The 22,719-nt window shown below is 71.4% G+C and carries 20 protein-coding genes; 2 read left to right on the top strand and 18 right to left on the bottom strand.

Annotated elements, in window-relative coordinates; all coding sequences use genetic code 11:
* Position 1: 1 nt before the first annotated feature.
* From AP234_RS13450 to AP234_RS13425, 6 genes are read right to left on the bottom strand one after another with little or no spacing between them, the layout of a single operon-like run.
* Positions 2-1,507 carry an AMP-binding protein gene (locus AP234_RS13450; RefSeq protein ID WP_055479950.1) on the bottom strand — a complete coding sequence of 502 codons (1,506 nt, stop codon included), beginning with the start codon at positions 1,505-1,507 and terminating at the stop codon, positions 2-4.
* Between the two features lie 16 nt (positions 1,508-1,523).
* Positions 1,524-2,993, bottom strand: a complete 1,470-nt coding sequence (locus tag AP234_RS13445) for an aldehyde dehydrogenase family protein (protein ID WP_055479949.1) — start codon at positions 2,991-2,993, stop codon at positions 1,524-1,526.
* Between the two features lie 23 nt (positions 2,994-3,016).
* Positions 3,017-3,850 carry an SDR family oxidoreductase gene (locus tag AP234_RS13440; protein WP_055479948.1) on the bottom strand — a complete coding sequence of 278 codons (834 nt, stop codon included), beginning with the start codon at positions 3,848-3,850 and terminating at the stop codon, positions 3,017-3,019.
* Complete coding sequence (locus tag AP234_RS13435) at positions 3,847-4,287, bottom strand: OB-fold domain-containing protein (protein WP_083502066.1); 441 nt, start codon at positions 4,285-4,287, stop codon at positions 3,847-3,849. Before AP234_RS13435 ends, AP234_RS13440 begins: the two co-directional genes overlap by 4 nt.
* Positions 4,284-5,468, bottom strand: a complete 1,185-nt coding sequence (locus tag AP234_RS13430; protein WP_055479946.1) for a thiolase family protein — start codon at positions 5,466-5,468, stop codon at positions 4,284-4,286. Before AP234_RS13430 ends, AP234_RS13435 begins: the two co-directional genes overlap by 4 nt.
* 2 nt (positions 5,469-5,470) lie before the next feature.
* Positions 5,471-7,591 carry a CoA transferase gene (locus AP234_RS13425; RefSeq protein ID WP_083502065.1) on the bottom strand — a complete coding sequence of 707 codons (2,121 nt, stop codon included), beginning with the start codon at positions 7,589-7,591 and terminating at the stop codon, positions 5,471-5,473.
* Between the two features lie 237 nt (positions 7,592-7,828).
* Here AP234_RS13425 and AP234_RS13420 point away from each other — a divergent pair, with 237 nt between their 5' ends.
* The gene (locus AP234_RS13420) at positions 7,829-8,164 is read left to right on the top strand and encodes a TIGR04076 family protein (protein ID WP_055479944.1); all 336 of its coding nucleotides are present in this window, start codon (positions 7,829-7,831) and stop codon (positions 8,162-8,164) included.
* Positions 8,161-9,168, top strand: a complete 1,008-nt coding sequence (locus AP234_RS13415; RefSeq protein WP_055479943.1) for an LLM class flavin-dependent oxidoreductase — start codon at positions 8,161-8,163, stop codon at positions 9,166-9,168. Before AP234_RS13420 ends, AP234_RS13415 begins: the two co-directional genes overlap by 4 nt.
* 88 nt (positions 9,169-9,256) lie before the next feature.
* Here AP234_RS13415 and AP234_RS13410 read toward each other — a convergent pair whose 3' ends face one another.
* The 12 genes from AP234_RS13410 to AP234_RS13360 form a co-directional block, all read right to left on the bottom strand.
* On the bottom strand, positions 9,257-9,664 hold the full coding sequence (locus tag AP234_RS13410; protein WP_055479942.1) for a nuclear transport factor 2 family protein: 408 nt from the start codon (positions 9,662-9,664) through the stop codon (positions 9,257-9,259).
* Complete coding sequence (locus AP234_RS13405; protein WP_055479941.1) at positions 9,661-10,860, bottom strand: amidohydrolase family protein; 1,200 nt, start codon at positions 10,858-10,860, stop codon at positions 9,661-9,663. The genes AP234_RS13410 and AP234_RS13405 overlap by 4 nt, the downstream gene beginning before the upstream one ends.
* Positions 10,857-12,572 carry a hydantoinase B/oxoprolinase family protein gene (locus AP234_RS13400; RefSeq protein ID WP_055479940.1) on the bottom strand — a complete coding sequence of 572 codons (1,716 nt, stop codon included), beginning with the start codon at positions 12,570-12,572 and terminating at the stop codon, positions 10,857-10,859. Before AP234_RS13400 ends, AP234_RS13405 begins: the two co-directional genes overlap by 4 nt.
* Positions 12,569-14,647 (bottom strand): hydantoinase/oxoprolinase family protein, encoded by a 2,079-nt coding sequence (locus tag AP234_RS13395; protein WP_055479939.1) that lies wholly within the window; start codon positions 14,645-14,647, stop codon positions 12,569-12,571. The genes AP234_RS13400 and AP234_RS13395 overlap by 4 nt, the downstream gene beginning before the upstream one ends.
* A 3-nt stretch (positions 14,648-14,650) precedes the next feature.
* Entirely contained in the window at positions 14,651-15,652 is a 1,002-nt protein-coding gene (locus AP234_RS36200; RefSeq protein ID WP_152990395.1) for an ABC transporter ATP-binding protein, read from the bottom strand.
* The gene (locus tag AP234_RS36195) at positions 15,649-16,617 is read right to left on the bottom strand and encodes an ABC transporter ATP-binding protein (protein ID WP_063842889.1); all 969 of its coding nucleotides are present in this window, start codon (positions 16,615-16,617) and stop codon (positions 15,649-15,651) included. The genes AP234_RS36200 and AP234_RS36195 overlap by 4 nt, the downstream gene beginning before the upstream one ends.
* Positions 16,614-17,495 (bottom strand): ABC transporter permease, encoded by an 882-nt coding sequence (locus AP234_RS13385; protein ID WP_083502064.1) that lies wholly within the window; start codon positions 17,493-17,495, stop codon positions 16,614-16,616. Before AP234_RS13385 ends, AP234_RS36195 begins: the two co-directional genes overlap by 4 nt.
* The gene (locus tag AP234_RS13380; protein ID WP_055479938.1) at positions 17,495-18,505 is read right to left on the bottom strand and encodes an ABC transporter permease; all 1,011 of its coding nucleotides are present in this window, start codon (positions 18,503-18,505) and stop codon (positions 17,495-17,497) included. The genes AP234_RS13385 and AP234_RS13380 overlap by 1 nt, the downstream gene beginning before the upstream one ends.
* Complete coding sequence (locus AP234_RS13375) at positions 18,505-20,169, bottom strand: ABC transporter substrate-binding protein (RefSeq protein WP_055479937.1); 1,665 nt, start codon at positions 20,167-20,169, stop codon at positions 18,505-18,507. Before AP234_RS13375 ends, AP234_RS13380 begins: the two co-directional genes overlap by 1 nt.
* A gap of 108 nt (positions 20,170-20,277) precedes the next feature.
* Entirely contained in the window at positions 20,278-20,865 is a 588-nt protein-coding gene (locus tag AP234_RS13370; protein ID WP_055479936.1) for a cupin domain-containing protein, read from the bottom strand.
* 90 nt (positions 20,866-20,955) lie between these two features.
* The gene (locus tag AP234_RS13365; RefSeq protein WP_063842888.1) at positions 20,956-22,419 is read right to left on the bottom strand and encodes an FAD-dependent oxidoreductase; all 1,464 of its coding nucleotides are present in this window, start codon (positions 22,417-22,419) and stop codon (positions 20,956-20,958) included.
* Complete coding sequence (locus AP234_RS13360; protein WP_055479935.1) at positions 22,416-22,703, bottom strand: (2Fe-2S)-binding protein; 288 nt, start codon at positions 22,701-22,703, stop codon at positions 22,416-22,418. The genes AP234_RS13365 and AP234_RS13360 overlap by 4 nt, the downstream gene beginning before the upstream one ends.
* Positions 22,704-22,719: the final 16 nt, after the last annotated feature.

The raw sequence follows: 22,719 nt of genomic DNA, 5'->3' as shown, positions 1-22,719 counted from the left end.
GTCAGCCGGCGGTGATCGCCGCGCGTAGTTCGGTCTTGAGGACCTTGCCGTAGGCGTTCTTCGGCAGGTCGGGTACGACGTGGTAGTGGCGGGGGCGCTTGAATCGGGCGATCAGCTCGCGGCAGTGCCGGTCCAGGGTCTCCTCGTCGAGGTCGGTGCCCTCAGCGGGAACGACGAACGCGACGACCAGTTCCCCCCATTCACGGTCTGGCACTCCGATGACCGCGGCCTCGGCGACGGCGGGGTGCGCTGTGAGCGCATCCTCCACCTCGCGCGGATAGATGTTGGAGCCACCAGAGATGATCAGCTCTTTGGAGCGGCCGGACAGGGTGAGGTAGCCGTCCTCGTCTAGTTGCCCGAGATCGCCGGTACGCAGCCAGCCATCGCGCAGGACTTCGGCCGTCGTCGCGGGGTCACGCCAGTAACCCGCCATGACCGTGGCACCCTTGACCTCGATCTCGCCGATTCGTCCCGGTGGGAGCGGGCGGCCGTCGGGGCCGCACACCCGCACCCGCACCGCGCTCTGCGCGGTGCCGACACCGGCCAGGCGGTGCCCGTACCGGGGGTGGCCGGTGTCCGCGTGATCCTGCCTGGACAGCGCGGTGATGGTCATCGGCGACTCGCCCTGACCGTAGATCTGCACGAACCGCTGCCCGAGAACCGAGATCGCTTCCTGGATGTCGGCGAGGTACATCGGGCCGCCGCCGTAGATCACGGTCTTCAGCCCCTCCCCGTCCTCGCCCTGTGTTCGGGCGACGTGTACGAGCCGCCGAACCATGGTGGGGGCGGCGAACAGGGATGCCCGCCCCACCGTCCGGGCGAGGGAGAGCACCTCCCCGGGGTCGAACCGCCCGCTCACCGGAAACACGTGCCGGGAGCCCATGCGCACGTGGACGAGGCCGTACAGACCGGCGCCATGTGAGATCGGGGCGGCGTAGAGCACCGCCTCGTCCGGTCCGATCGGATCGACGTCGGCGAGATGGCACCACGACATCGCCATCAGGTTGGCGTGGGTGAGCATGACGCCCTTGGGTCGTCCCGTGGTGCCCGAGGTGTAGAACAGCCAGGCCACATCGTCCCCTTCCCGCTCAACGGGCGCCGCCGGGCCCTGCCCGGAGTTCGTGAGCCGGTCGTCGCCCATCACGGGCACGAACGTCACCCCCGACACTGCGGGTGAAGACCCCTCGTCGGTGAACACGACCGATGCCTGTGCGTCTGTGACGATGGCGGCCACCTCGCCGGGGGCGAGCTTCCGGTTGATCGGTACGGCGATCGCGCCGCACCACCAGATGCCGTAGAGGCATTCCAGGTACCGGGTGCTGTTGGCGAGGAAGACGCCCACGCGATCACCCGGTCCGATGCGATGCAGCTCGGTGAGGTATCCGGCGATCGACGCCGCGGTGGCCGCGAACCCGGCGTAGTCGGACACCACCTTGTCACCGGTCAGCAGCGCCGGCGCGTACGGCCGCCGGCGCGCGGTCGCGGCCAGCCACTCTGCGATGTTCATGCGTGTGGTACCGCCCTCACCGCAGCAGAATCTGCACGGTCTTGAGTTCCTGGAACTCCTCGAGGCCTACCTGGCCGAACTCCCGGCCGGTGCCGCTGTCCTTGTAGCCGCCATGCGGCATGTCGTCGATGCCGGCGGTGTTGTAGCAGTTGACGAACATCTTGCCGGTGCGCACGCCCTTGACCACTCGTAGCGCGGTGTCCATAGAGCCGGTCCACACGCCGCCCGCGAGCCCGTAGGCGCTGTCGTTCGCCAGCGTGACGGCCTCCTCCTCGGTCTCGAACGGGATCACCGAGAGCACCGGACCGAAAACCTCTTCCTGCGCCAGCCTGGAGGAGTTGCTCACCTCGTCGAACACGGTCGGCTCGACGAAGTAGCCGCGCTCCAACGCCGGGTCGGCCGGCCTGCCGCCGCCCGTGACCAGCTTCGCCTCGGCACGCCCGAGATCGATGTAACCGAGCACCCGCTCATGCTGCCGCCCGCTGATGAGCGGGCCCATGGTGGTCGTCGCCTCACGGGGGTCGCCGAGCACCTGCGCCGACGCGTGCTCGGCGAGCATGGCCACGAACTCGTCGTGAATGTCTCGGTGCAGGAGCAGTCGGCTACCCGCCGAGCACTGCTGACCGCTGTTGAAGGTGAAGGCGCCGATCGCGGTTCGCGCGGCCTCCTCCAGCGGCGCGTCGGGGAAGACGATGTTCGCCGACTTTCCACCGAGCTCGAGTGCGACCCGCTTGGTGTTCACCGCCGCGGCACGCATGACCGCCCGGCCGCTGGCCGTGGATCCGGTGAAGGCCACCTTGTCGACCTTCAGTGAGGAGGCGAAATGCTGGCCCACCACCGCGCCCTGCTCCAACTGGGAGGTGACCACGTTGAAGACGCCGTCGGGCAGCCCGGCCTCGGTGAGGTACCGCGCCAGCAGCATCGCCGGTCCCGGGCAGAGGTGCGACGGCTTGGCGACGACGGTGCAGCCGGCGGCCAGGGCCGGCGCGAGCTTGCACACCACACCGAGCAGCGGGAAATTCCATGCCGTGATGAGCGCGGCGACTCCGACGGGTTCGCGGAGGACGAGGCCGAGCGCGCTCGGGTTGCGCTCGCTGATCGCCGAGCCCTCGGTGGACAGCGCGAGCCCGGCGTAGTACTGCAGGCAGCGGGCCGAGGACGCCACCTCGCCGAGGGCGAGGGTGATCGGCTTGCCCGACTCCAGCACCATGCGCTCGGCCAGCGCCTGGGCGTTGGCCGTCAGCAGCCTGGCGGTCTCGGTGAGGATCTCGTAACGACGGCGAGCCGGAGTGGTGGGCCACCTGCCGGTGTCGAACTCGCGGCGGGCGATGTCGACGGCCCGTTCGGCGTCCTCCTCACCGCCGTCGGCGAAGACTCCGGACGGGGCGCCGTCGTACGGACTGTGCCGCTCGAAGCAGGCGCCTGAGGCGGCTGGGCGAGGCGCTCCGTCCAGCCACAGATCGAACTGAGGGTTCGATGGGTCCATGGGGTTCTCCTTGCGAGAGGGGGTCAGGTGTGGGTGAGGCCGCCGTCGCAGGCGATGGTCTGACCGGTGATGAATCCGGCGGCCGGGGTGCAGAGGAAGAGCACGAGGCCGACGAGGTCCATCGGCACCTCTTCTCGGGGGATGCACTGGTTGGCGATGAGCTGCGCCTTACCCTCCGGGGTCACCGTCTGGCGCGGCACCTCGGTGAACGTCCCGCCCGGCTGCACGGCGTTGACCGTGATGCCGGCCGCGCCGAGTTCCCTGGCCAGCGAGTTCGTCATGCCGACCATCGCGGCCTTGGACGTCACATAGTGCAGGTAGTTCCTGACACCGAGCGGCACGGCGCCCGACATGATGTTGACGATGCGTCCCCATCCGGCCGCGCGCATATGCGGCGCCACGGCTCTGGTGCACAGGAACGAGCCGGTGACGTTGACTCGCAGCACCGCGTCCCACTCTTCGAGCGGGATCGTCTCAAACGGCCGCATGGTGAGGCTGGAGAAGATCGCCGCGTTGTTGATGAGCGCGTCCACCCGGCCGAATTCACCCAGCGCGGTCTCGACGAGCGCGTCGACCGATGCCGGATCGGCGACGTCGGTGGGCACGGCGAGAGCCGTTCCGCCTGCCTGCTCGATCTCCTTGACCACATTGCGCGCCGAGTCCTCATTGATCTCCGCGATCACCGGCAGCGCCCCCGCGGCGGCGAATTCACGTGCGTACTCGCGGCCGATTCCCTGCCCACCACCGGTGATGACGACGACGCGGTCGCGGACCGCGAAGTCGCGCCCTCGTGACACTTCCGCGGATTCGGCGGGGTGACCGGCTGTCGCGGGGTGCCGGATATCGGTCTGGGTCATGCTTGCTCCTCACGGTGGGGTCGGTCGTCGGGGTGAGTCCACTGGCAGATGCGCAGCGGGCCGTCCGCGGTGGTCACGTCTTCGAAAAGGGCGGTCAACGGCATCTCGTGGGTGAGGTCGGAGGCAGCGGCGCCGACGATGTTCCCGATGAGAATCGGTCCCTCCGCGGTGCGCACGGCCGCGACGATGTAGGGCACCGGAACTCCCGGGAAGTACTGGCGGTGGAACACGGTCCAGGCGAGCAGGGACCCCCGTCCGGACAGCGCCGCCCACTCGTGCTCCGCGGAGAGGCACTCGGGGCAGGAGGGTCCGGGCGGGTAACGAAGGCCACCGCACGCCGCGCACCGTTGCACGCGTAGCTCTCCTGCGGCGGCGTACCTCCAATAGGGCTCGTCGAAGACGCCGCGTCGCGGTGCGGGACGGTGCGTGGTGGTCATGTGCCTGCCCTCCGGTAGATCAGTGAGGTGACCTTGCCGGCGACGTCGGAGATGTACTGCGCGTTCCGGGCACCGGGGACCTGGCGGCCGGCGGCCTCGGCACGGAGCTGGCGCACACACTCGACCTGGTGGCCCCAGCCCTGCATGTAGCTGCCCGACAGGTGACCGCCGGAGGTGTTCACCGGCAACGGCCCGCCCGGACCCAGGTCACCGGAGGACAGCAGCTTGCCGACCGCTCCGTCGGCGCAGAACCCGAACCCCTCCAGGGCAAGGGGAACATGAATGCTGAAGCTGTCGTAGATCTGCAGCACGTCCATCTCCGACGGCCCCATGCCTGCCATCGCGTAGACCTGGTCGGCCGCCTGCCGCTGCGCCGGGCGGTAGAAGTACTCCAGGCGTGGCCGCAGGCTGGTCGCCTCCCGGTTGTGGTCGCTGCGCCCGATCCCGCTCAGCAGCACGGCGGGCCGGTCCATCCGGCGGGCGCGTTCGGCGGTCGTGACGATCAGCGCGACACCGCCGTCGTTGACCAGGCAGTAGTCGAAGAGCCGCAGCGGTTCGCAGATATAGCGGCCGTTCAGGTACTCGTCGATGTCGAGCGGCCGTCGCATGACGGCGTTGGGGTTCAGCCGGGCGAAGGCCCGCTGCGCGACGGCGACCCCGCCGAGTTCGCGCTCGCTGAGCCCGGTGACGGCCAGGTAACGGTTGGCGAGCAGCGCGTACAGCGCACCCTGAGAGGTGAGACCCCACGGAGCGTAGTAGGTGTAGGCGAGGTGGCGCTCCCCGCCCATGGCGTTGGGACCGCCGTACGCCGTGCCACCGGTGCGCTGATCGTTGCCGTAGACCAGGGCGACGCATTCTGCGACCCCGGAATGGATCGCCATCGCGGCCTTGAGCACCGCCTGAACCGCGTCGGCCTGGTCCGCCCACCGCACGTCCATACCGAGCACCTCGCCGAGTCGTTCACCGGCGAGAGCCGGGCCGGCGACGAGCCCGTCGATGTCCCGTCGTTCGAGGCCGGAATCGGCAAGGGCCCGCCGGAAGGCGGCCGCGGCGTAACCGTAGGCGTCCTGGCACCGCTCACCGCGGCGGGCGCGGCCGTAGTCCTGTGGGTAATCGGTTTCGCCGACGCCCACGATGGCGACGGTGTCCCGCAACGCGGACAGGCGAGCGAAGTCGACCATCGTCAGGCCCCCTTCCCGACCGGAGAACCGGCGCGGAACGCCCGGCCGTCCGGCCCCGTCGCCAGGCGGAACTCATCGGCGAGATCGGGATCCAAGGCGCCGAGCCGGGACATGGCCGTGGAGACGGTGGCGGGGGTGGACAGCAGACGCATCGGGGATCCGAGCACCGTCCAGGAGCCGCCGTCGGCGGCGGGCCGATCGACGATCAGCCCGCGTGCCGCGGTCTGGGGGTGGGCGAGGACGTCGTTCACCGTCGACACCGGGGTGCGGCTCCCGTCCTCGTCCAGCCATGGTCCGTCCTTCGCCGCCACGATGCGAGCTCGCGGTGAGCCACCGTTCCACAGCCGGTGGGTCGCCCATGCGGAACCGTCCTGCATCGCGAGGTCGAGCGCCGCCCCGGGGCCGCCGTACGCCTCGCGATGTTCGATCGCGACCAGCACTCCCAGCAGGCCGAACAGCCCGCCGAGCTGGTCGGAGACGGAGATGCCGGCCTTGGTCGGGACGCCGTCGACCATCGTCGCGCCCATCAGGCCGGACATCGCCTGCACGACCGTGTCCAGGGCAGGCCGTCCGGGGTACACCGTGTCATGGCCGAACCCGTTCACCGAGCAGTAGATGAGATGCGGCAGCATCGCCTGAACCTGCTCCGCTCCGAACCCCAGGCGCCGCAACGAACCCGGTTTGAGGTTCTCGATGAGCACATCGGCCGAGGCGAGCACGTCCCAGAGCACCTGCCGGTCCGAGTCCTGGCGCAGGTCGAGTACGAGCCCTCGTTTGTCGGTGTTGAGCAGAGCGAAGATGTACGACTGCCCGTCAGAGCGGAGCGGGGTGTTGTGCCGGTTGGAGTCTCCCCTCGGTGGCTCCACCTTGATCACGTCCGCGCCGAGCGCGCCGAGCTGCCGGCCGGCCAGGGGACCGACAGTGTTCATACCGATCTCCACTACCCGGATCCCGTCAAGCGGCCGCGCCTGGGAGACCGGATCGCCGATCGCCTTCTCGGCGACGGGCGAACGCCGGGCGATGAGCGCATCGATCGCGGCTCGATCCGCGTCCCGGGCCGGCACCGGCATGGGCCGCTCCGTTCCGTGCCAGCGGACCGGGCACCCTGGCAGCCACACGCGCTCGCCGGATTCGGGATCGACCGCGGAGCGCACCATTCCCCGATGCCGCAGGTTCGGTTCGTCGGCCAGCCCACCGACCGGCACCACGGGTCCGCTGGGGATCACATGGCGACTGAGCACGTCGACGCACTCCGCCACGGACCTCCCGACCGTCCAGGCTCCGACAACCTCGTCGATCTCATCGGTGTGGTCCATCCTGCTGCCGGGTGTCGCGAACCGCGCATCGCTCACCAGCTCAGGGCGATCCATCGCCTCACACAACCGGACCCACTGCTCGTCCGTCGGCGCGCAGATCAGGACCCAGCCGTCTCGGGTCCGGTAGGCGTTCCACGGCGAGAGAGTCGGATGACGGTTGCCGTTGCGGGTCGCGGACCGGCCCGTGAACGCCAGCGGGAAGAACGTCGCCAGAGCGTTCACGGCCACGTCGTAGAGAGAGACGTCGATGCGCTGGCCGAACCCATGCCGGCGTCGGACGCGGAGCGCGGCGATGACCGCCGATGCAGCGTAAACCGCGGTCTCCATCTCCAGCAGCGGCGCGCCGAGCAGGACCGGAAGGCCGTCGCGGCGCCCGGTGGTGTCGGCGACGGCCGAGACCGCCTCGACGAACGCCTCCGATCCCGGCATTCCGGCGAGCGGACCGTCATGGCCGAACGCGGTGAGATCACAGAGGATCTGCCGGACAGGCCGGGCCGACCCCCACAGCTCACGATCGGAATCGGACAGGTCCGTGGACAGGAGGACGGCATCCGCAGCGCGGACCAGATCCTCGAACAGTCTTCGATCGCCGGGCAAGGCCCGATCGATCACGACGCTGCGTTTGCCGGCGGCGGTCGCCGGCCGGTCGGCCCATTTGTGGTCCGCCCTCTGTCCTCTCGGTTCGACGAGCACGACATCGGCGCCGAGTTGTGCGAGCAGTCCGCCGCATCCGGCTGCCGAGACTCTGTGACCGACCTCCACGACGAGGCAGCCCTCCAGCGGCATCGGAGAAGTCGCAGTGTTCATCTACACCTCTTGTGCGCAATGCGCTCATCTAGTGCGCGATGCGTTGAGATTATCCGCAAAATGTGGAGCCGTCTAGAGCCGATACCCTTTTGTCGGTTTACGCCGAGAGGCCGCCCGAGGGCCCGGCGAGGATCGTGGAGGGAACCGCCATCCCCGGCGATCTACTGTTCGGCTACCGCTAAAGTTCTCATTGACTCCATGACGGCTCACACGCACACGAATCGGAAAGAAGGTCATATGTGCCCGGCGGGTGACGACCCAGAGGTCACCGAGCTCTACGACCTGAGGGTCAGCGTCGAGAAGATCGACGGCCGATCCGTGTGCGGTCTGCGAGTCGGCGACCACTTCGAGCTCACCGAGTCCTCGCGGCTGAGGATTCCCGACGGCCGCCATTTCTGCGTCTACGCGCTGCAGGCCGTCCTGCCGCTGCTGCCGGCCAAGCAGCGTGAGCTGGCCCCGGGCGACTGGATGGCCAAGGACTCCATGATCGCGTGCCCCGACCCCGACGAGCGCCTCATCATGCGCGTGGAGCGCATCGGGAAGCGCGCCATCCCCACCGGAGACCTCACATGACGGCCCCGATCGCGTTCGGGCTCGGCATCCAGAGCGACAAGACCGCCGATGCCTACGCGAGGCTCGCCGTCGCCGGGGAGGAGCTGGGCTTCGACGTCCTGTCGGTCTTCAGCGACCTGATGTACCAGCCGCCGATCTTCCCGCTGACCGTCATGGCCCGCCACACCAGGCGGGTACGGCTCGGCCCCGCGTGCCTGAACCCCTTCTCCATGCATCCGTACGAGATCGCGGGGCAGATCGCGGCGCTCGACATCGCCTCGGACGGCCGGGCCTACTTCGGGATCGCGCGGGGCACCTGGCTGGACGCCGTCGGCGTGGTCCAGGACCGGCCGCTCGCCCACATCCGGGAGACGGTCGAGGTGGTGCGGCGGCTGCTCGGCGGCGACGACGGCGGGTTCGAGGGCGAGGTCTTCCGCCTGGCGCCCGGCGCCCGGCTGCGCTTCGCGACCCGCAGGCCGGAGGTGCCCCTGCTCGTCGGGACGTGGGGCCGCCGCCTGGCCGGGCTCGCGGCGCGGCTGGACGCGGCCGAGGTCAAGGTCGGCGGCTCGGCCAACCCCGATTTCGTGCCGCTCATGCGGAACTGGCTGGCCGACGGCGCCGCCGGGACGGGACGGCCGCGGGCGCCCCGGGTCGTGCTCGGCGCGGTGACGGTCGTGGACCGGGACGGCGTGGCCGCACGCGCGCTGGCCCGGCGCGAGGTCGCCATGTATCTGGCCGTGGTCGCCGGGTTCGATCCGACGCTGACCGTCGATCCCGAGCTCATCGCCAAGGTGCGCGCGCTGGTGTCGGCCGGGGACGAGTCGGGCGCGGGTCTGCTGATCCCCGACGACGTGCTGGACCGCTTCGCCTTCTCGGGCACGCCGGAGCAGGTCGCGGCGCAGGTGGAGCGGCTGATCGCGGCGGGGGTCGACCGGGTGGAGTTCGGCACTCCGCACGGCCTGCGCGAGCTCGACGGCATCGAGCTGCTCGGCCGCGAGGTGCTCCCCCGCTTCCGCGGCGCCTGACGTACGGAACCTCCCGCGAATACGGCGGCGGCGACCGGATGGGTCCGGTCGCCGCGAGCCGTCGGCCTGCTGTCAGCGGATTATACGGTCAGCCCCAGCGCTGCTCGTGGTGGTGGACGACGAGCCAGCCCTCGGGCGAGCGCCTGAGCACGTCCGTGGTCCGGATCCTGGCCGCGCCGGCGCCCTCGACGACCAGCCAGTAGCGGGCCAGCGCCGTGTCGCCCCAGACGTCGATCACCGGCTCCAGGCAGCGCAGCGCGTCCGGTCCCGGCCCGGCGTCGGGCGCGGCGTCCCGCCGGTCGCGATGCGCGTCGAGGTCTCCGCGGCCGAACATGAGCGACTCGACCTCGGCGTCCCAGACCGTGCCGTCGGGATGGATGTGGGAGTCGATCCGCGCCCGGTCCCCGTCCATGAACGCGGCGTAGATGTCGGTCACGGCGGCCCAGACGTCGGCGGCCTCGCCGGCGGGCGGCGTCGTGGTGGTGGTGGTGGTCATCGCAGCTCCTCCCTGATCACCTCTCCGGCCTGGACGACGAGCGAGATCTCCCGCATCGCGGCCAGGTCGGCCAGCGGGTCCCCGGCCACCGCGACGAAGTCCGCCGCGAATCCCGGGGCGATCCGCCCGATCCGGTCGTCGGCCCGCAGCAGCCGGGCGGCCGTCGTCGTGATCGACCGGAGGGCGGTCAGCCGGTCGAGACCGGCCTCGTGCATGAGCAGCAGCTCGTAGATCGCGGCCGGGACGCCGCCCACGTCGTCGCCCGGCGGGATGTCGGTGCCGTTGACCAGCCGCACCCCGGCCGCGATCGCGTTGCGCACGCTGCGCAGATGCGTCACGTTCTGCTTCCTGGCGTTCTCGATCGTCGACTCGGCGAAGTCGTTGGCCCGCATCCACGGCTCGGAGCGGGTGACGCACAGGGTGGGCGTCACGTAGGCGTCCGCGGCCGCCAGCAGCCGCGCCGTGTCCTCGTCCAGGTCGTAGGCGTGCTCGAAGGAGCGCACCCCCTGGGCGAGCGCCTGCCTGATCGCGGTCGAATGGCCGGAGTGCGCCACGACGTACGCATCGTGCTCCCTGGCCGCGCGCACCGTGCCGGCCAGTTCCTCGTCGCTCATCTCCGAGGCGGTGACGTCCTCGCCCGCGGCGGCGATGCCGCCGTTGATGAAGACCTTCACGTGGTCGGCCCCGGCCGCCAGCTCGGCGAGGGCAGCGCGGTAGAACTCCTCGCCGCCGGCGGCGACGACGCAGTCCGAGCCCGACCCGTGCCCGTTCGGCGTGGTGATCGCCTGTCCCGCGCCGAAGATGCGGGGGCCGCGGAACCAGCCGCGCCCGATCGCCTCGCGCAGGAACATGTCGACCCTGTTCTGCTCGTGCACGCAGCGCAGCGTGGTCAGCCCGGCCCGCAGCGCCTCGTGCGCCCGCTGCGCGGCGCGGAACGAGGTCAGCACGCCGGGCTCCGCCGGGTCGAGATCGGAGAACGGCACGACCAGCGACAGGTGGGTGTGACAGGAGATCAGCCCGGGCAGCAGGTGCCGGCCCGCGACGTCGATCACCCGGGCGCCGGGCGGCGGCACGGCCGTCCCGACCTCGGCGATCACGCCGTCCTCCACCCGGACGCTGCGGTCGCGCCGGACGGCGCCCTCGTCCACGTCGACGACGTGCGCCCCGGTCAGCCATACGGTGCCACGCGTCCTCATCGCCGCACCGCCGTGATCTCGCCGCGCTCGTCGATCTCGACGCCGTAGTCGGCCAGCGCCGCCTCCCGCGAGACGTAGCCGTCGAGCACGTCGGCGCGCACCGCCTCCGGGTCGCGGGCGAGCGGGTCGCCGTGGCCGGCGCCGCCCGCCGTACGGACGACGATCAGGTCGCCGGGTTCCACCGGGACCCGTTCTGTGCTGATGTCCCGCTCCCGGTCCGTGCCGGGGAAGACGACGATGCGGTTCGGTTCCGACTCCCGGCCGGCGCCGACGGGCCACGGGGCCGTCTTGGTCTTCTGCACGACCATCAGGAACTCCCCGGCGCCGCGGAACCTGATGTGCCGCTCGATGCCGACGCCGCCCCGGTGGCGTCCCGGGCCACCCGCGTCCGTGCGCATCTCCAGCCGCTCGATCAGCATCGTCGTCTTCTGTTCGAGCACTTCGATGGGGGTGTTCCTGACGATCGACTCCGACAGGTGGATGGTCGCGTCGGCGCCGTCGTGGTCGGGGGCGCCGCCCCAGCCGACGACCTCGTTGTTGCTGACCGCGAACATCCGTCCGGTGTCCGGGTGGGTGCCCACCATCATGAAGCCCGGCATGTCGCCGCCGGACGAGGCGCCGAGCCGGTCCGGCATCGCCTGCGCCAGCGCCTTGAAGATCAGCTCGAACGCGACGATGCTCGTCCACTGGGTGAACGTGGGGGCGGGATAGACGGCGTGGAAGAGGTTGCCCGGCTCGGCGAGCACGGTCAGCGGGCGCGCGTGACCCGCGTTGCTGGGCTCGTCCGGCGAGGTCAGCGACTTCAGCGCGACCTTGCACATCGCGATGGTCGAGCCGAAGGGGATGTTGACCGGGCCGACCGCGGTCCCGTGCGAGCCGGCGAAGTCCACGGTCATCTCGCCGTCGGCGATCGTCACGGTGCACTGCATGCGCAGCGGCTCGCCGGTGTTCCAGTCGCCGTCCGCGTAGTCGACGGCCGTCCAGCTCCCCTGCGGGAGGCGGGCCAGGGCCGCACGGGTGGTCCGCTCGCCCTCTTCGAACAGCCGCCGGGTGACCTCGGTCACCACGCCCGTGCCGAACTTCTCGACGACCTCCTTCATCCGGCGCTCGCCGGTGCGGATCGCCGACACCTGCGCGTGCAGGTCGCCGAACACGAGGTCGGGCATCCGGGAGTTGAACCGGATCAGCTCAAGGATCTCGTGGTTCGGCTCGTACTTCTTGAAGACCTTGGTGCCCGGGAAGAGCAGGCCCTCCTGGTGCACGTCGGTCGAGTCGAGCACGTAGCCGGGGTCCTTGGCGCCGAGGTCCATCCAGTGCGCGCGGATGCAGAGGTAGGCGAACGGCCGCTCGCGCTCCGCCCCGGTGCCGCAGAACACGGGCGCGAACAGCGTGGCGTCGTAGGAGTGCGCCGAGTTCCAGAACGGGTAGTTCATCAGGACGACGTCGCCCTCGTCGAGGTTGTCCACCCCGACGTACTCGACGGCCTTGCTGATGGCGTAGTCGTTCGCGCCGAGGAAGAAGGTCAGGCCGGGCGCCTCGGAGATCAGGTTGAGGTCGGCGTCGTAGATGGAGATGCCGAAGTCCAGCACCTCGTAGATCACCGGGTTGAACGCGGTGCGCACCAACGTGGTGCGCATCTCCTCCGCTGCGGACAGCAGGTAGTTGTGCACGACGGACGCGGTCGCCCCGTCCACGAAGGTCGTCTCGCTCACTTGGTCGCTCCTCGGATCAGCAGATGCCCGTATTCGTCGACGGTGCAGGCCTGGTCGCCGTGGACGACGGTCACCGACGTGCCCTCCTCGACGAGGGCCGGGCCGGGCACGACGTCGCCGGCCTCCAGCAGGTCCCGGCGGTAGACGGCGAACGTCGTCATCTCGCCGGTCGCGAAGTCGTAGGCGAGCCGCTCCCCGCTTCGCGCCTGCGCCGGGTCCGCGTCGCCGGTCGGGATCCGCGGCAGCTCCGGCTGCTCCAGCCGGGCGACGCCGCGCACCCGGAGGTTGAGCACCTGGACCTCGTTGTCCATCGCGTGGCCGTACAGCTGCTGGTGCCGCTCGCCGAACGCCTTGCGCAGCGTCTCGGCGTCGGCGATCTCCGTGCCCACCGCGATCCGCAGGGCGTGCTCCTGGCCGAGATAACGCAGCTCCAGCTCACGCTGGACGACGACCTCGCCCCCGCCGGTCACGTCCTGCGCGCGCAGCAGCTCGGTCACCTCGGCGGCCAGCTCGTCCAGTCCGGCGGCGAGGTCCGGCAGGGCGTCCTGCTCCAGGGTGCGCAGCACGGTGCGGGAGGCGTCCTCCGCGACGTCGGCGCTGAGCATGCCCCAGGCGGAGAACGCCGAGGGCGCCTGCGGCACGATGACCTCCACGACGCCGACCTCGCGGCCCAGCATCGGGGTGAGCAGCGGTCCCGCGCCGCCGAAGGCCAGCATGGAGAACCCGCGGGGATCGCGGCCGCGCTCCACGGTGATCTGACGGATCGCGCCGACGGTCTTGGCCAGCATCACGGAGAAGACACCGGCGGCGGCGTCCTCGACCGACATGCCGAGCGGCTCGGCGAGCCGTACGCGCACGCCCTCGCGTGCGCCGTCGACGTCGAGGGCCATGTCGCCGCCGAGGAAGCCGCCGGGGTCGATGTAGCCGAGCACGACCGCGGCGTCGGTGGTGGTGGGCTCCGTACCGCCTCGGCGGTAGCAGATGGGGCCCGGCTCGGCGCCTGCGCTGCGCGGACCGACCTGGAGCATCCCCTTGTCGAGCGAGGCGATGGAACCACCGCCCGCCCCGATCGTACGGATGTCGTACACCGGGATCAGCAGCGGCATCTGCTCCAGCTCGGCCTCGTGCACGACCGCCGCCTCACCGCGCTCGAATACGGCGGCGTCCAGCGACGTGCCGCCGATGTCGACGGAGATGAGGTCGTCGCGGCCGAGCAGGCGGGCGACGAACGACGCGCCCACGACACCGCCGGCCGGGCCGGACAGCACGGTGGTGGTGGGGGCCAGCCGCGCCGCCGCCGAGGTCATCGCGCCGCCGCCGGACCGCGTGATCAGGAAGTGGCCGTCGAAGGAACGCTCGGCGAGCTCCGTCTCCAGGCGGTCGACGTAGCGCTCGAAGATCGGGCGGATGTAGGCGTCGAGCACCGCGGTCGAGGTGCGTTCGTACTCCCGGTGCTCGGGCGCGATGTCGGCGGAGACCGCGACGTGCACGTGCGGGTACATCTCCCGCACGATCTCGGCGACCCGATGCTCGTGCACGGGGTCGCGGTAGGAGTGCAGCAGGCACACGGCGATCGAGGTGACGCCGGACTCCTCGACCAGATAACGGGCGGCGGCGCGCACGCTGTCCTCGTCGAGCTCGGTCACCACCTCCCCGTGTGCGTCCAACCGGCCGACCACGCCGACGGTGTCCCTGCGGGCCACGATGGCGGGCGGGCGCCGGTAGGTGAAGTCGTACATGTGCGACTCGGGGACGTTGCCGCGCCCCATGAGGAACACGTCGCGCAGGCCCTCGTTGGCGATGATGCCGACGCGGGCGCCGCGCCGCTCCAGGATCGCGTTCAGCCCCAGCGTGGTGCCGTGGATGAACAGCTCGGTCGCGGCGAGGTCGGTGCCGAGCGCGTCGAACGCGTCGAGCACGCCCTCCCACGGGCGGCGCGGCGTCGTCGAGGCCTTCCTGAACCGGATCCTGCGCGTGTCGCGGTCGAGCTCGACGGCGTCCACGAAGGTGCCGCCGATGTCGACGGCCAACCGGTAGCGTGCGGGCGGGGTGTCTGGCCGTGCTTCGTCGGGCATGCGTTACCTCGGATTCGTTGGACCTCCGGCCGCTTGGGCCGGGTCGATCCGCGTGACGGGCAGCTCGGGCAGCCGCGGACAGGCGGCGGCCCTGCCGGGGGACAGGGGGGTGAGTGCGGGAACGGTTTCGCGGCACTCGGCGACGGCGAAGGGACAGCGCGGCGCGAGCGCGCAGCCGCCGTCGGCGTCGACGGCGTCGAGCGCGCGTTCGAGCCGTACCGGCCCGGTGACCTCGCTGCCGCGCAGGCTCGGCGCCTCCGACAGCAGCGCCCGGGTGTACGGGTGGGCCGGCTCGGTGAACACCTGATCGGTCGGCCCCTCCTCCACCACCCGGCCGAGGTACAGCACGGCGACGCGGTCGCACATGCCGCGCACGGTCGCCAGGTCGTGGGAGACGTACACGTACGCGCGGGGGCGGGCGGCCATCAGCTCGCGGACCAGGCGCAGCACCTGAGCCTGGACCGTGACGTCCAGGGCGGAGGTCGGCTCGTCGAGCACCATGACATCGGGGTCGACGAGCAGCGCGCGGGCGATCGCGATCCGCTGCGCCTGCCCGCCGGACAGCTCGTGGGCGCGCCTGCGGGCGAACGACGGGTCGAGGCCGACGCCGCGCAGCGCCTCGGCGATCCGGCTCTCCGGCGCGCCGCCGTCCGCGCCGCCGAGGAGCCGCAGCGACTCGCCGAGCTGCGCGCCCACGGACAATCTCGGGTTGAGCGACCCGACCGGGTCCTGGAACACCATCTGGACCCGGCGGCGGAACTCGCGGAACCGCCGCTCGGGCAGCCGGGCGACATCGGTGCCGGCGATCCTGATGCTCCCCGAGGCCGGGTCGACCAGGCGCAGGATGCTGCGCGCCAGCGTGCTCTTGCCGCACCCGCTCTCGCCGATGATCCCGAGCGTCTCGCCGCGGTCGACCGACAGCGTGACGCCGCGCAGGGCGTGGTGCCGGGTCGCGCGCCGCCTGCCGTACACGACGTGCAGGTCCTCGATCTCCAGCAGACTCACCCGCGCGCCTCCTCTCGTGCGGTGACCGGACAGGCGGCCAGGTGAGCCGGGCCGATCTCGACCAGGGCGGGCCGCCGCCGCCCGCACTCGGCCTCGCCCGAGGGGCAGCGCGGCTCGAACGGGCAGGACTGCGGGGCCGCGCCGAGCATGGGCTGCCCGCCCCGCATCGGCTGCCCCGGATCGCCGTGCAGGCTGGGCACGGCGGCGAGCAGTCCGCGCGTGTAGGGGTGGCGGGGCGCGTCGAGCACCTCGGCGGCCGGGCCGTGCTCCACCAGGGTTCCCGCGTACAGGACGGCGAGCCGGTCGCAGACCGCGGCGATGCCCGCGATGTCGTGCGAGATCAGCAGGACGGCGCGGCCGTTCTCGGTGGCCTCGCGCCGGAACAGCGCGAGCATCTCCCCCGCGAGCGTCACGTCGAGCCCGGTGGTGGGCTCGTCGGCGAGCAGCAGCCGCGGGCCGCACGCCAGCGCCAGGGCGATCATCACCCGCTGGGCCATGCCGCCGGACATCTCATGCGGGTAGGCGCGGAAGCGGCGTTCCGGCTCCCGGATGCCCACCTGGCCGAGGAGTTCGACGGCGCGGGCCCGCGCGGCGCGGCGTGCCGCGCCGCCGTGGGCGACGAGCCGGTCGACGAGCTGGTCGCCCACCCGGCGGACCGGGTTGAGCGCGAGCAGCGGCTGCTGGAAGCACATCGCGGCGCCCGCCCCCCGGTGCCGGCGGAGCCGGTCACCGGTCATGGCGAGCACGTCGTCGCCCTCGAACAGCACCTGCCCGGTCGCGCTCGCGGTGTGCGGCAGCAGCCCGACGACGCTGCGGGCCAGCATGCTCTTGCCGCCGCCGCTCTCGCCGACCAGCCCGACGACGCTGCCCGGCTCGATGTCGAGCCGCACGCCGCTGAGCGCGGCCACGTCGCCCGTCGATCCGGCGATGGTGACGGACAGGTCTCGGATGGAAAGCAGGCTCATGAGCGCCTCACCCTGGTCGCGGACTGCAGCCCCTCGGAGATCAGCGCGAGCGCGAGCACGGTGACGAACAGGGCCGCGCCGGGGAAGACCACCGGCCACCAGTCACCGGACAGCGCGTCGCCGGCCCCCGTGTTGATCATCGCGCCCCATTCGGCCTCGGTCACCTCGACGCCCAGGCCGAGGAAGGACAGTCCGGCCAGCGTGATCACCGCCCAGCCGCAGTTGAGCGGCGCCAGCACGAACACCGGCCGCAGGCAGTTGGGGACGATGTGGCGCAGCAGCAGCCGCAGCGTGCCGTTGCCCGCGCACCGGGCGGCCTCCACGTAGGTCGCCGACCGCACCGCGCGCACCTCGCTGCGCATCAGCCGGATGTACGGTGCGACGTTGACCAGCGCCAGCACGAGAACGAGGGCCACCGGGCCGCCGCCGAGCACGGCCGCCACCGCGAGGGCGAGCACGAACGCGGGGAACGCCTGCAGGATGTCCACCACGCGCATGCCGACCTCGTCGGCCCATCCGCCGAGGTAGCCGACGGCCGCGCCGATCAGCGAACCGACCACCACGGCCACGACGACCGCGCTGACGCCGACGAGCAGGTCGAGCCGTACGGCGTGCAGGACCCGGGAGAGCACGTCGTAGCCGAACCGGTCGGTGCCCAGCAGGTGCCCTGCTGTCCCCGGCGGGACCAGCGTGTTGACGTCGTCGGCGGCCCGCGGCCCCCATGACGACAGCAGCGAGGCGAACAGCCCGCCGCAGACGACGAGGCCGAACAGGACGGACCCGGTGATCAGCGCCCCGTTGGCGCCCTGTCGGCGCACGCGCCTGCGGGCACCCGGCGCGGTCGCGATTCCACCGCGGGTCAGGGGATCACGGGCCATCAGATCTTCACCCTCGGGTCGAGCCAGGCCTGCACCACGTCGGCGATCAGGAAGAGCAGCAGGTAGGCGACGGCGGTGACGAGCACGAACGTCTGGATCACCGGGTAGTCGCGGGTGACGAGACCCTTGAGCGCCCACTGGCCGAGGCCCTGCCAGGAGAACATCGTCTCCACCAGCACCGCCCCGCCGATCAGGTTGCCGAAGATGAGCGCGGTCAGCGTCGGCAGCCCGGCCAGGGTCGGGCGGGCGAGGTAGCGCTTGATCACCGTACGGCGCGGCAGCCCGTGCGCGACCGCGCAGATGTAGGCGTCGGAGTCCATGACGGAGACCGCGCCGGAGCGCACGGTGTTGAGCAGCGGCGCGAGCACGACGAGCGCGAGCGTCGTCACCGGCAGCGCGAGGTGCGCGAGCGCCGATCCCAGGGCGGGCAGGTTGCCGCCGAGGACGGCGTCGAACGTGCTCGCCCCGGTGATCGGCACCAGACCGGTCGATCCGTCCACCCGCCCGTCCGGGGCGGGCGCCCAGCTCAGCGACCCGTAGAAGACGATGATCAGGATCAGGCCGAGGACGAACTCGGGGATCGCGTTGCCCGCGATGCCGACGAGCCTGGCGCCCTTGTCGAGCAGCCCGCCGCGGCGGAGTGCCGCGGCCACGCCGATCACCGTGGCGACGAGCAGCGCGATGATCATCGCGTAGCCGATCAGCTCGATCGTGGCGCCGATCCGCTCGCCCATCTCGACGCCGACGTCCTGGCCGCTCTGGAAGGACGTGCCGAGGTCGCCGGTCGCGACGTTGCGCAGATAGATCAGGTACTGCACGGGCAGCGGCGCGTCCAGGCCGAAACGCTCCCGTGCCGCCGCCACGTCGGCCTCGGTGGCCGACTGTGGCAGCACTGTGCGCACGGGGTCGCCCGGCAGCACCCGGACCAGCAGGAACGTCAGGATGCTGACGCCCACCAGCACCGGGAGCAGCAGGAGCAGCCGCCGCCCCGCGTAGCGTGCCAGCCTCATCACTTGCCCAGGAAGCCCAGTCGGAACAGGCCGTCGACGGGCTGCGCCCAGCCGGTCACGTGAGACCGGACGGGGAGCTGGAAGTCGGGCTGGCAGAGCATGAGCCAGGGGACGTCCTCGGCGAGGATGTCCTGCAGCTCGGCGAACGCCTTCTCCCGCTCACCCTGGTCGACCGCGACCGTCACCCTCTCGAAGATCTTCTCGACCCGCGGGTCGCGGTAGTCGGCGTAGTTGAGGAACGAGTCCTTGGTCAGGCTGGTCGCCATAAGGTATTCGGCGTCGTTGACCCAGAGCTGGCCGACGGCGATCTGCATCGGGATGTCGTTCTTCGCCCGCCGCTCGGCGAACTGCGCCGGGTCGAGCTTGGAGATCTCCAGCGTGATGCCGATCTTGGCGAGCTGGTTCTTGACGATGACCGCCATCTGCTCCTGGATCTGGTTGTCGGCGTCGATCGCCAGCGTGGTCGTGAAGCCGTCCTGCTTGCCCGCCTCGGCGAGCAGCGCCTTCGCCTTCTCCAGGTCGGTGTCGTACGGGTAGCCCTTCTCCGAGTGACCGGGCATGTCCAGCGGCAGCGGGCTGGTGCTCCGCCGGGCCTTGCCCTGGAAGACCGTGGTGAGGATCTGCTCGTACGGCATGGCGTAGGCGAGGGCCTGCCGGACCTTCCTGTCGTCGAACGGCGCCGTCGTGACCGAGAGCGGGATGTGATAGAACTCCGTGCCCGGCGCCGAGATGACCTTGATGCCGGACTTGCTCTCGAGGTCGGCGATGTCACGCTGACCGAGCCCGAAGGCGATGTCGATGTCGCCCTTCTCCAGCTGGAGCCGCCGGTTCGCGGGTGACGGCACGATCCGCACCTCGACCTTGGGGAACGGTGTGACGCCGGTGCCGTAGACGTCGAGCGGATACTTGTCGTTGAGCTGGAGGATCATCTGGCCGCCGCGCTGGTAGGAGGCGATGTTGTAGACGCCGCCCCCCGTGGCGTTCTTGGCCGACCACGCCTTGGCCCAGGGGTCGTCGGCCGTCGCGTGCTTCTTCATCTCGACGCTGTCGCAGATGTACAGCGCGATGACCTGGATGGCGCTGGACAGCGCGCTCGGCTTCGATTGGTCGAAGCGGACGGTGTAGCGGTCGACGACCTCGACCTGTCCCGGCTCGGTCAGCCCGATCATCCGGTAGATGCCCGCGACGTTGGCCTTGGCCTCGAAGGCCCGGTCGCGCGACCACTTGACGTCGTCGGCGGTCAGCTCGTTCCCGCTGGGGAAGGTGACGCCCTGCTTCAGCTTCAGCGTCCAGACCCGGCCCGTGTCGTCGGAGGTCCACGACTCGGCGATGACGGGCAGCGCCTTGGTGGTGTCCTGCACCATCGCGTCCCCCTGCCTGACGTAGGGGTGGTCGATGAGGTACGGGTAGTAGTTCTTCATCAGGGCGAGGCCGACCAGGTCGAAGGCCAGGTAGTCCTGGTCCAGGCTGCCCGGGTCGGACGGCACGGCGATGCGCAGCGTGTCGGTCGAACCGCCGCCGGACTGCGCGCCCGCCCCGTCGGTCGAGGTGCCTCGGGCACAGCCGACCAGGAGCAGCGCGCCGGCGCCGAGCTGGAGCTGGAAGAACGACCGGCGGGAGAACCGGGATGCGTTCGACGCGGCGGAATCCTTGAGCGGGGCCATGGCTGTCCTCCATGGAGTTCGAGTGAGAGCACGTGACGGGGCGCGGGAGGCGGCTCGGGCACGCCTCACTACGGCGAGATCGGGATTTACGGATATGCGGCGGCTGGGTCAGGACAGCCGCGGGGTGAGGACGGAGACGACGGTGACGGTGGCCGTGCCGTCGTTCCGGATGCTGTGCGGGATCGACGATCGCAGGTGAACGCTGTCGCCGGGGCCGAGAAGGTGGTCGACGCCGTCGACGGTGACGACCAGCTCGCCCTCCAGGACGTAGGCGAACTCCTCCCCCTCGTGGACGCCTTCGCGGTCCCACCGCTCCCCCGCGTGTATGCGGACGAGCATCGGCTCCAGCTGCAGATGCGCCGAGCGCTTGGAGAGGAACCGGTAGTAGCGGTCGCCGATCTGCAGCGTCTCCGCCGCCTCGGCGCCGCGCTGGATCCACCAGTACGACCCGTCGGCCTCGGCCGGCGAGCCGGCCAGGAAGTCCCGTACGGACAGGCCCAGCGCCGCCGCCACCGACGACATCGACGTGAGGGCGAGCGAGGACAGGCCGCGCTCGACCTGGGAGAGGAAGCCGTGGGACAGGCCCGCCTTCGCGCTGAGCTCGCGCAGCGACATGCCCTTGGCCTGGCGCACCTGGCGGATGCGGCGGCCGACGGCGGCGGCGTCGAAGCCGGGATCTCCGTGCTCGACGCTCATCAGCTGCCCCTCGGGATCGGAACTTTCACCTTGCATGGATGTTCTATCAGACTAAACATGAACCCGACAAGGCTCACTTTACCTGCGATATCAATACTTAACACTCGTGCCATGTTCACGATCATGAACATCGGTGAACGGCGTGGGGGACCCGCCCAGCTCACCCACGCTCAGCGGCTTCACCGGAACCCGCGCGGTGAACACTCCCGTCTCCTCGACCGGACGGCCGGTGTGTTCCGCGACGAGGTGAGCGAGCGTGACCCCGCAGTAACGGCCCTGACACGGCCCCATGCCACAGCGCGTCAGCAGCTTGGCCGCGTTGACCGTGGTGACGTACGGATGCTCGGCCAGCGTCCGCCGCACCTGCCCGGCCGTCACCTCCTCGCAGCGGCAGACGAGCGTGTCGTCGTCCGCCAGCCGGGTCAACGCGTCCAGCCGGGGCGCGAACTGACGGCTCACGACGGCGGCGAAACGCCCGGCTCTGGCGAGGTCCCGCCTGGCCCGGCGCTCCTCGGCCCGGTCCACGGGGACGCCCAGCCGCCGCAGGACGCCGAGCGCCGCAAGCAGTCCCTCGGCCGCCGCCCGTTCCGCACCCGCCACCCCCGTGATCTCCCCGGCGACGAAGATCCCCGGTACGGACGACTCCTGCCATCGGTCGTGCTCGACGACCCAGCCGCCCTCGGCGGGCGCCCAGCGTACGGCGCAGCCGGCCTGGCGGGCCAGCTCGGCCGAGGCGAGGAACCCGAAGCAGAGCGCCACCGCGTCGCAGTCGACCGTCCTGACCCCGCCGACCGGCCGCCAGTCCGCGTCCACGTCGGCGAGCTCGACCCCCTCCACAGCGTCGGTGCCGAGGATCGCGCGCGGCAGCGTCGACCAGCGCACGGGCACGCCCGCGCGGTGCAGCGCCGCCAGCGCGCGGGCCCCCTCGGCCAGCTTGGCCGCGCCCCACACCGCGCCGGGCGCCGCCAGCAGCGCCGCGCCGACTCCCGGCCGGGGCCCCGCCATCGCCACCTCGACCACCTCGGCTCCGGCGGCGACCAGCTGGGCGGCCACCACCGGCAGCAGCGGATGGGCGCCGGCCAGGACGATCCGGCCCTCCGGGACGAGGCGGCCGGCCTTGGCCAGGGTCTGGACGCCGCCGGCGCTCATCACCCCCGGCAGCGTCCATCCCGGCAGCGCGGCGGGCAGGTCGTAGGCGCCCGAGGTCACCACCAGCGCGGGAGCGCGGATCTCCGCCGTCCCGGCGCTGTCGTGCACCCCCACCACGTGCTCACCGCTCCCGCCGTCCGCGTCGTCGAAGACACCCCAGGCGAGCGTGGAATATCGCCAGGTCGTTCCCGGCGCCGACCGTGCGGCGGCCAGCAGCCGGGCGCGCAGGGGATCCCGGCGGGGCCGGGCCTCCGGCAGCCCCTCCGGGGGCCGCCGCCAGATCTGCCCGCCCGCCGCCGGCTGCTCGTCGACGACCTGGACGGCCAGGCCGGCCTCGGCCAGTCGGGCGGCTGCGGCGAGACCCGCCGGTCCCGCACCGACCACGAGAACGTCCGCCCTGTTCATCTCGGCTCCCCCGTCGTGACCCGCATCCCCGCCGACACCGGGGTGACGCAGGATCTGACCCCGCGCCGCCCGTCCACGTCCACCACGCATTCGAAGCAGGCGCCCATGTTGCACAGCGGGGCGCGGGGCGCCCCCGACGGTGTCCGGCGGAAGGCACGGACGCCCGCCGCGAGCAGCGCGACGGCCAGCGGCTCCCCGGCGTACGCGGGGACCGCCTGGTCGTCGACGACGATCTCGACCGGATCGGGGTATCCCCCCTTCACCGGCACACGGCGCGTCAGCATCGGATTCCCTCCTGTC

The organism is Sphaerimonospora mesophila, from assembly GCF_001417795.1.
In the GTDB taxonomy this organism is placed as follows: domain Bacteria; phylum Actinomycetota; class Actinomycetes; order Streptosporangiales; family Streptosporangiaceae; genus Sphaerimonospora; species Sphaerimonospora mesophila.
The sequence above is the reverse complement of the archived record's forward strand: the minus strand, read 5'-3'. Positions and strand labels throughout refer to the sequence as shown.

Coding starts and splice junctions, on each gene's coding strand:
- AP234_RS13450 (WP_055479950.1), bottom strand. CDS start 1,507: ATGAACATCGCAGAGTGGCTGGCCGCGACCGCGCGCCGGCGGCCGTAC.
- AP234_RS13445 (WP_055479949.1), bottom strand. CDS start 2,993: ATGGACCCATCGAACCCTCAGTTCGATCTGTGGCTGGACGGAGCGCCT.
- AP234_RS13440 (WP_055479948.1), bottom strand. CDS start 3,850: ATGACCCAGACCGATATCCGGCACCCCGCGACAGCCGGTCACCCCGCC.
- AP234_RS13435 (WP_083502066.1), bottom strand. CDS start 4,287: ATGACCACCACGCACCGTCCCGCACCGCGACGCGGCGTCTTCGACGAG.
- AP234_RS13430 (WP_055479946.1), bottom strand. CDS start 5,468: ATGGTCGACTTCGCTCGCCTGTCCGCGTTGCGGGACACCGTCGCCATC.
- AP234_RS13425 (WP_083502065.1), bottom strand. CDS start 7,591: ATGAACACTGCGACTTCTCCGATGCCGCTGGAGGGCTGCCTCGTCGTG.
- AP234_RS13420 (WP_055479944.1), top strand. CDS start 7,829: ATGTGCCCGGCGGGTGACGACCCAGAGGTCACCGAGCTCTACGACCTG.
- AP234_RS13415 (WP_055479943.1), top strand. CDS start 8,161: ATGACGGCCCCGATCGCGTTCGGGCTCGGCATCCAGAGCGACAAGACC.
- AP234_RS13410 (WP_055479942.1), bottom strand. CDS start 9,664: ATGACCACCACCACCACCACGACGCCGCCCGCCGGCGAGGCCGCCGAC.
- AP234_RS13405 (WP_055479941.1), bottom strand. CDS start 10,860: ATGAGGACGCGTGGCACCGTATGGCTGACCGGGGCGCACGTCGTCGAC.
- AP234_RS13395 (WP_055479939.1), bottom strand. CDS start 14,647: ATGCCCGACGAAGCACGGCCAGACACCCCGCCCGCACGCTACCGGTTG.
- AP234_RS36195 (WP_063842889.1), bottom strand. CDS start 16,617: ATGAGCCTGCTTTCCATCCGAGACCTGTCCGTCACCATCGCCGGATCG.
- AP234_RS13385 (WP_083502064.1), bottom strand. CDS start 17,495: ATGGCCCGTGATCCCCTGACCCGCGGTGGAATCGCGACCGCGCCGGGT.
- AP234_RS13380 (WP_055479938.1), bottom strand. CDS start 18,505: ATGAGGCTGGCACGCTACGCGGGGCGGCGGCTGCTCCTGCTGCTCCCG.
- AP234_RS13375 (WP_055479937.1), bottom strand. CDS start 20,169: ATGGCCCCGCTCAAGGATTCCGCCGCGTCGAACGCATCCCGGTTCTCC.
- AP234_RS13370 (WP_055479936.1), bottom strand. CDS start 20,865: ATGAGCGTCGAGCACGGAGATCCCGGCTTCGACGCCGCCGCCGTCGGC.
- AP234_RS13365 (WP_063842888.1), bottom strand. CDS start 22,419: ATGAACAGGGCGGACGTTCTCGTGGTCGGTGCGGGACCGGCGGGTCTC.
- AP234_RS13360 (WP_055479935.1), bottom strand. CDS start 22,703: ATGCTGACGCGCCGTGTGCCGGTGAAGGGGGGATACCCCGATCCGGTC.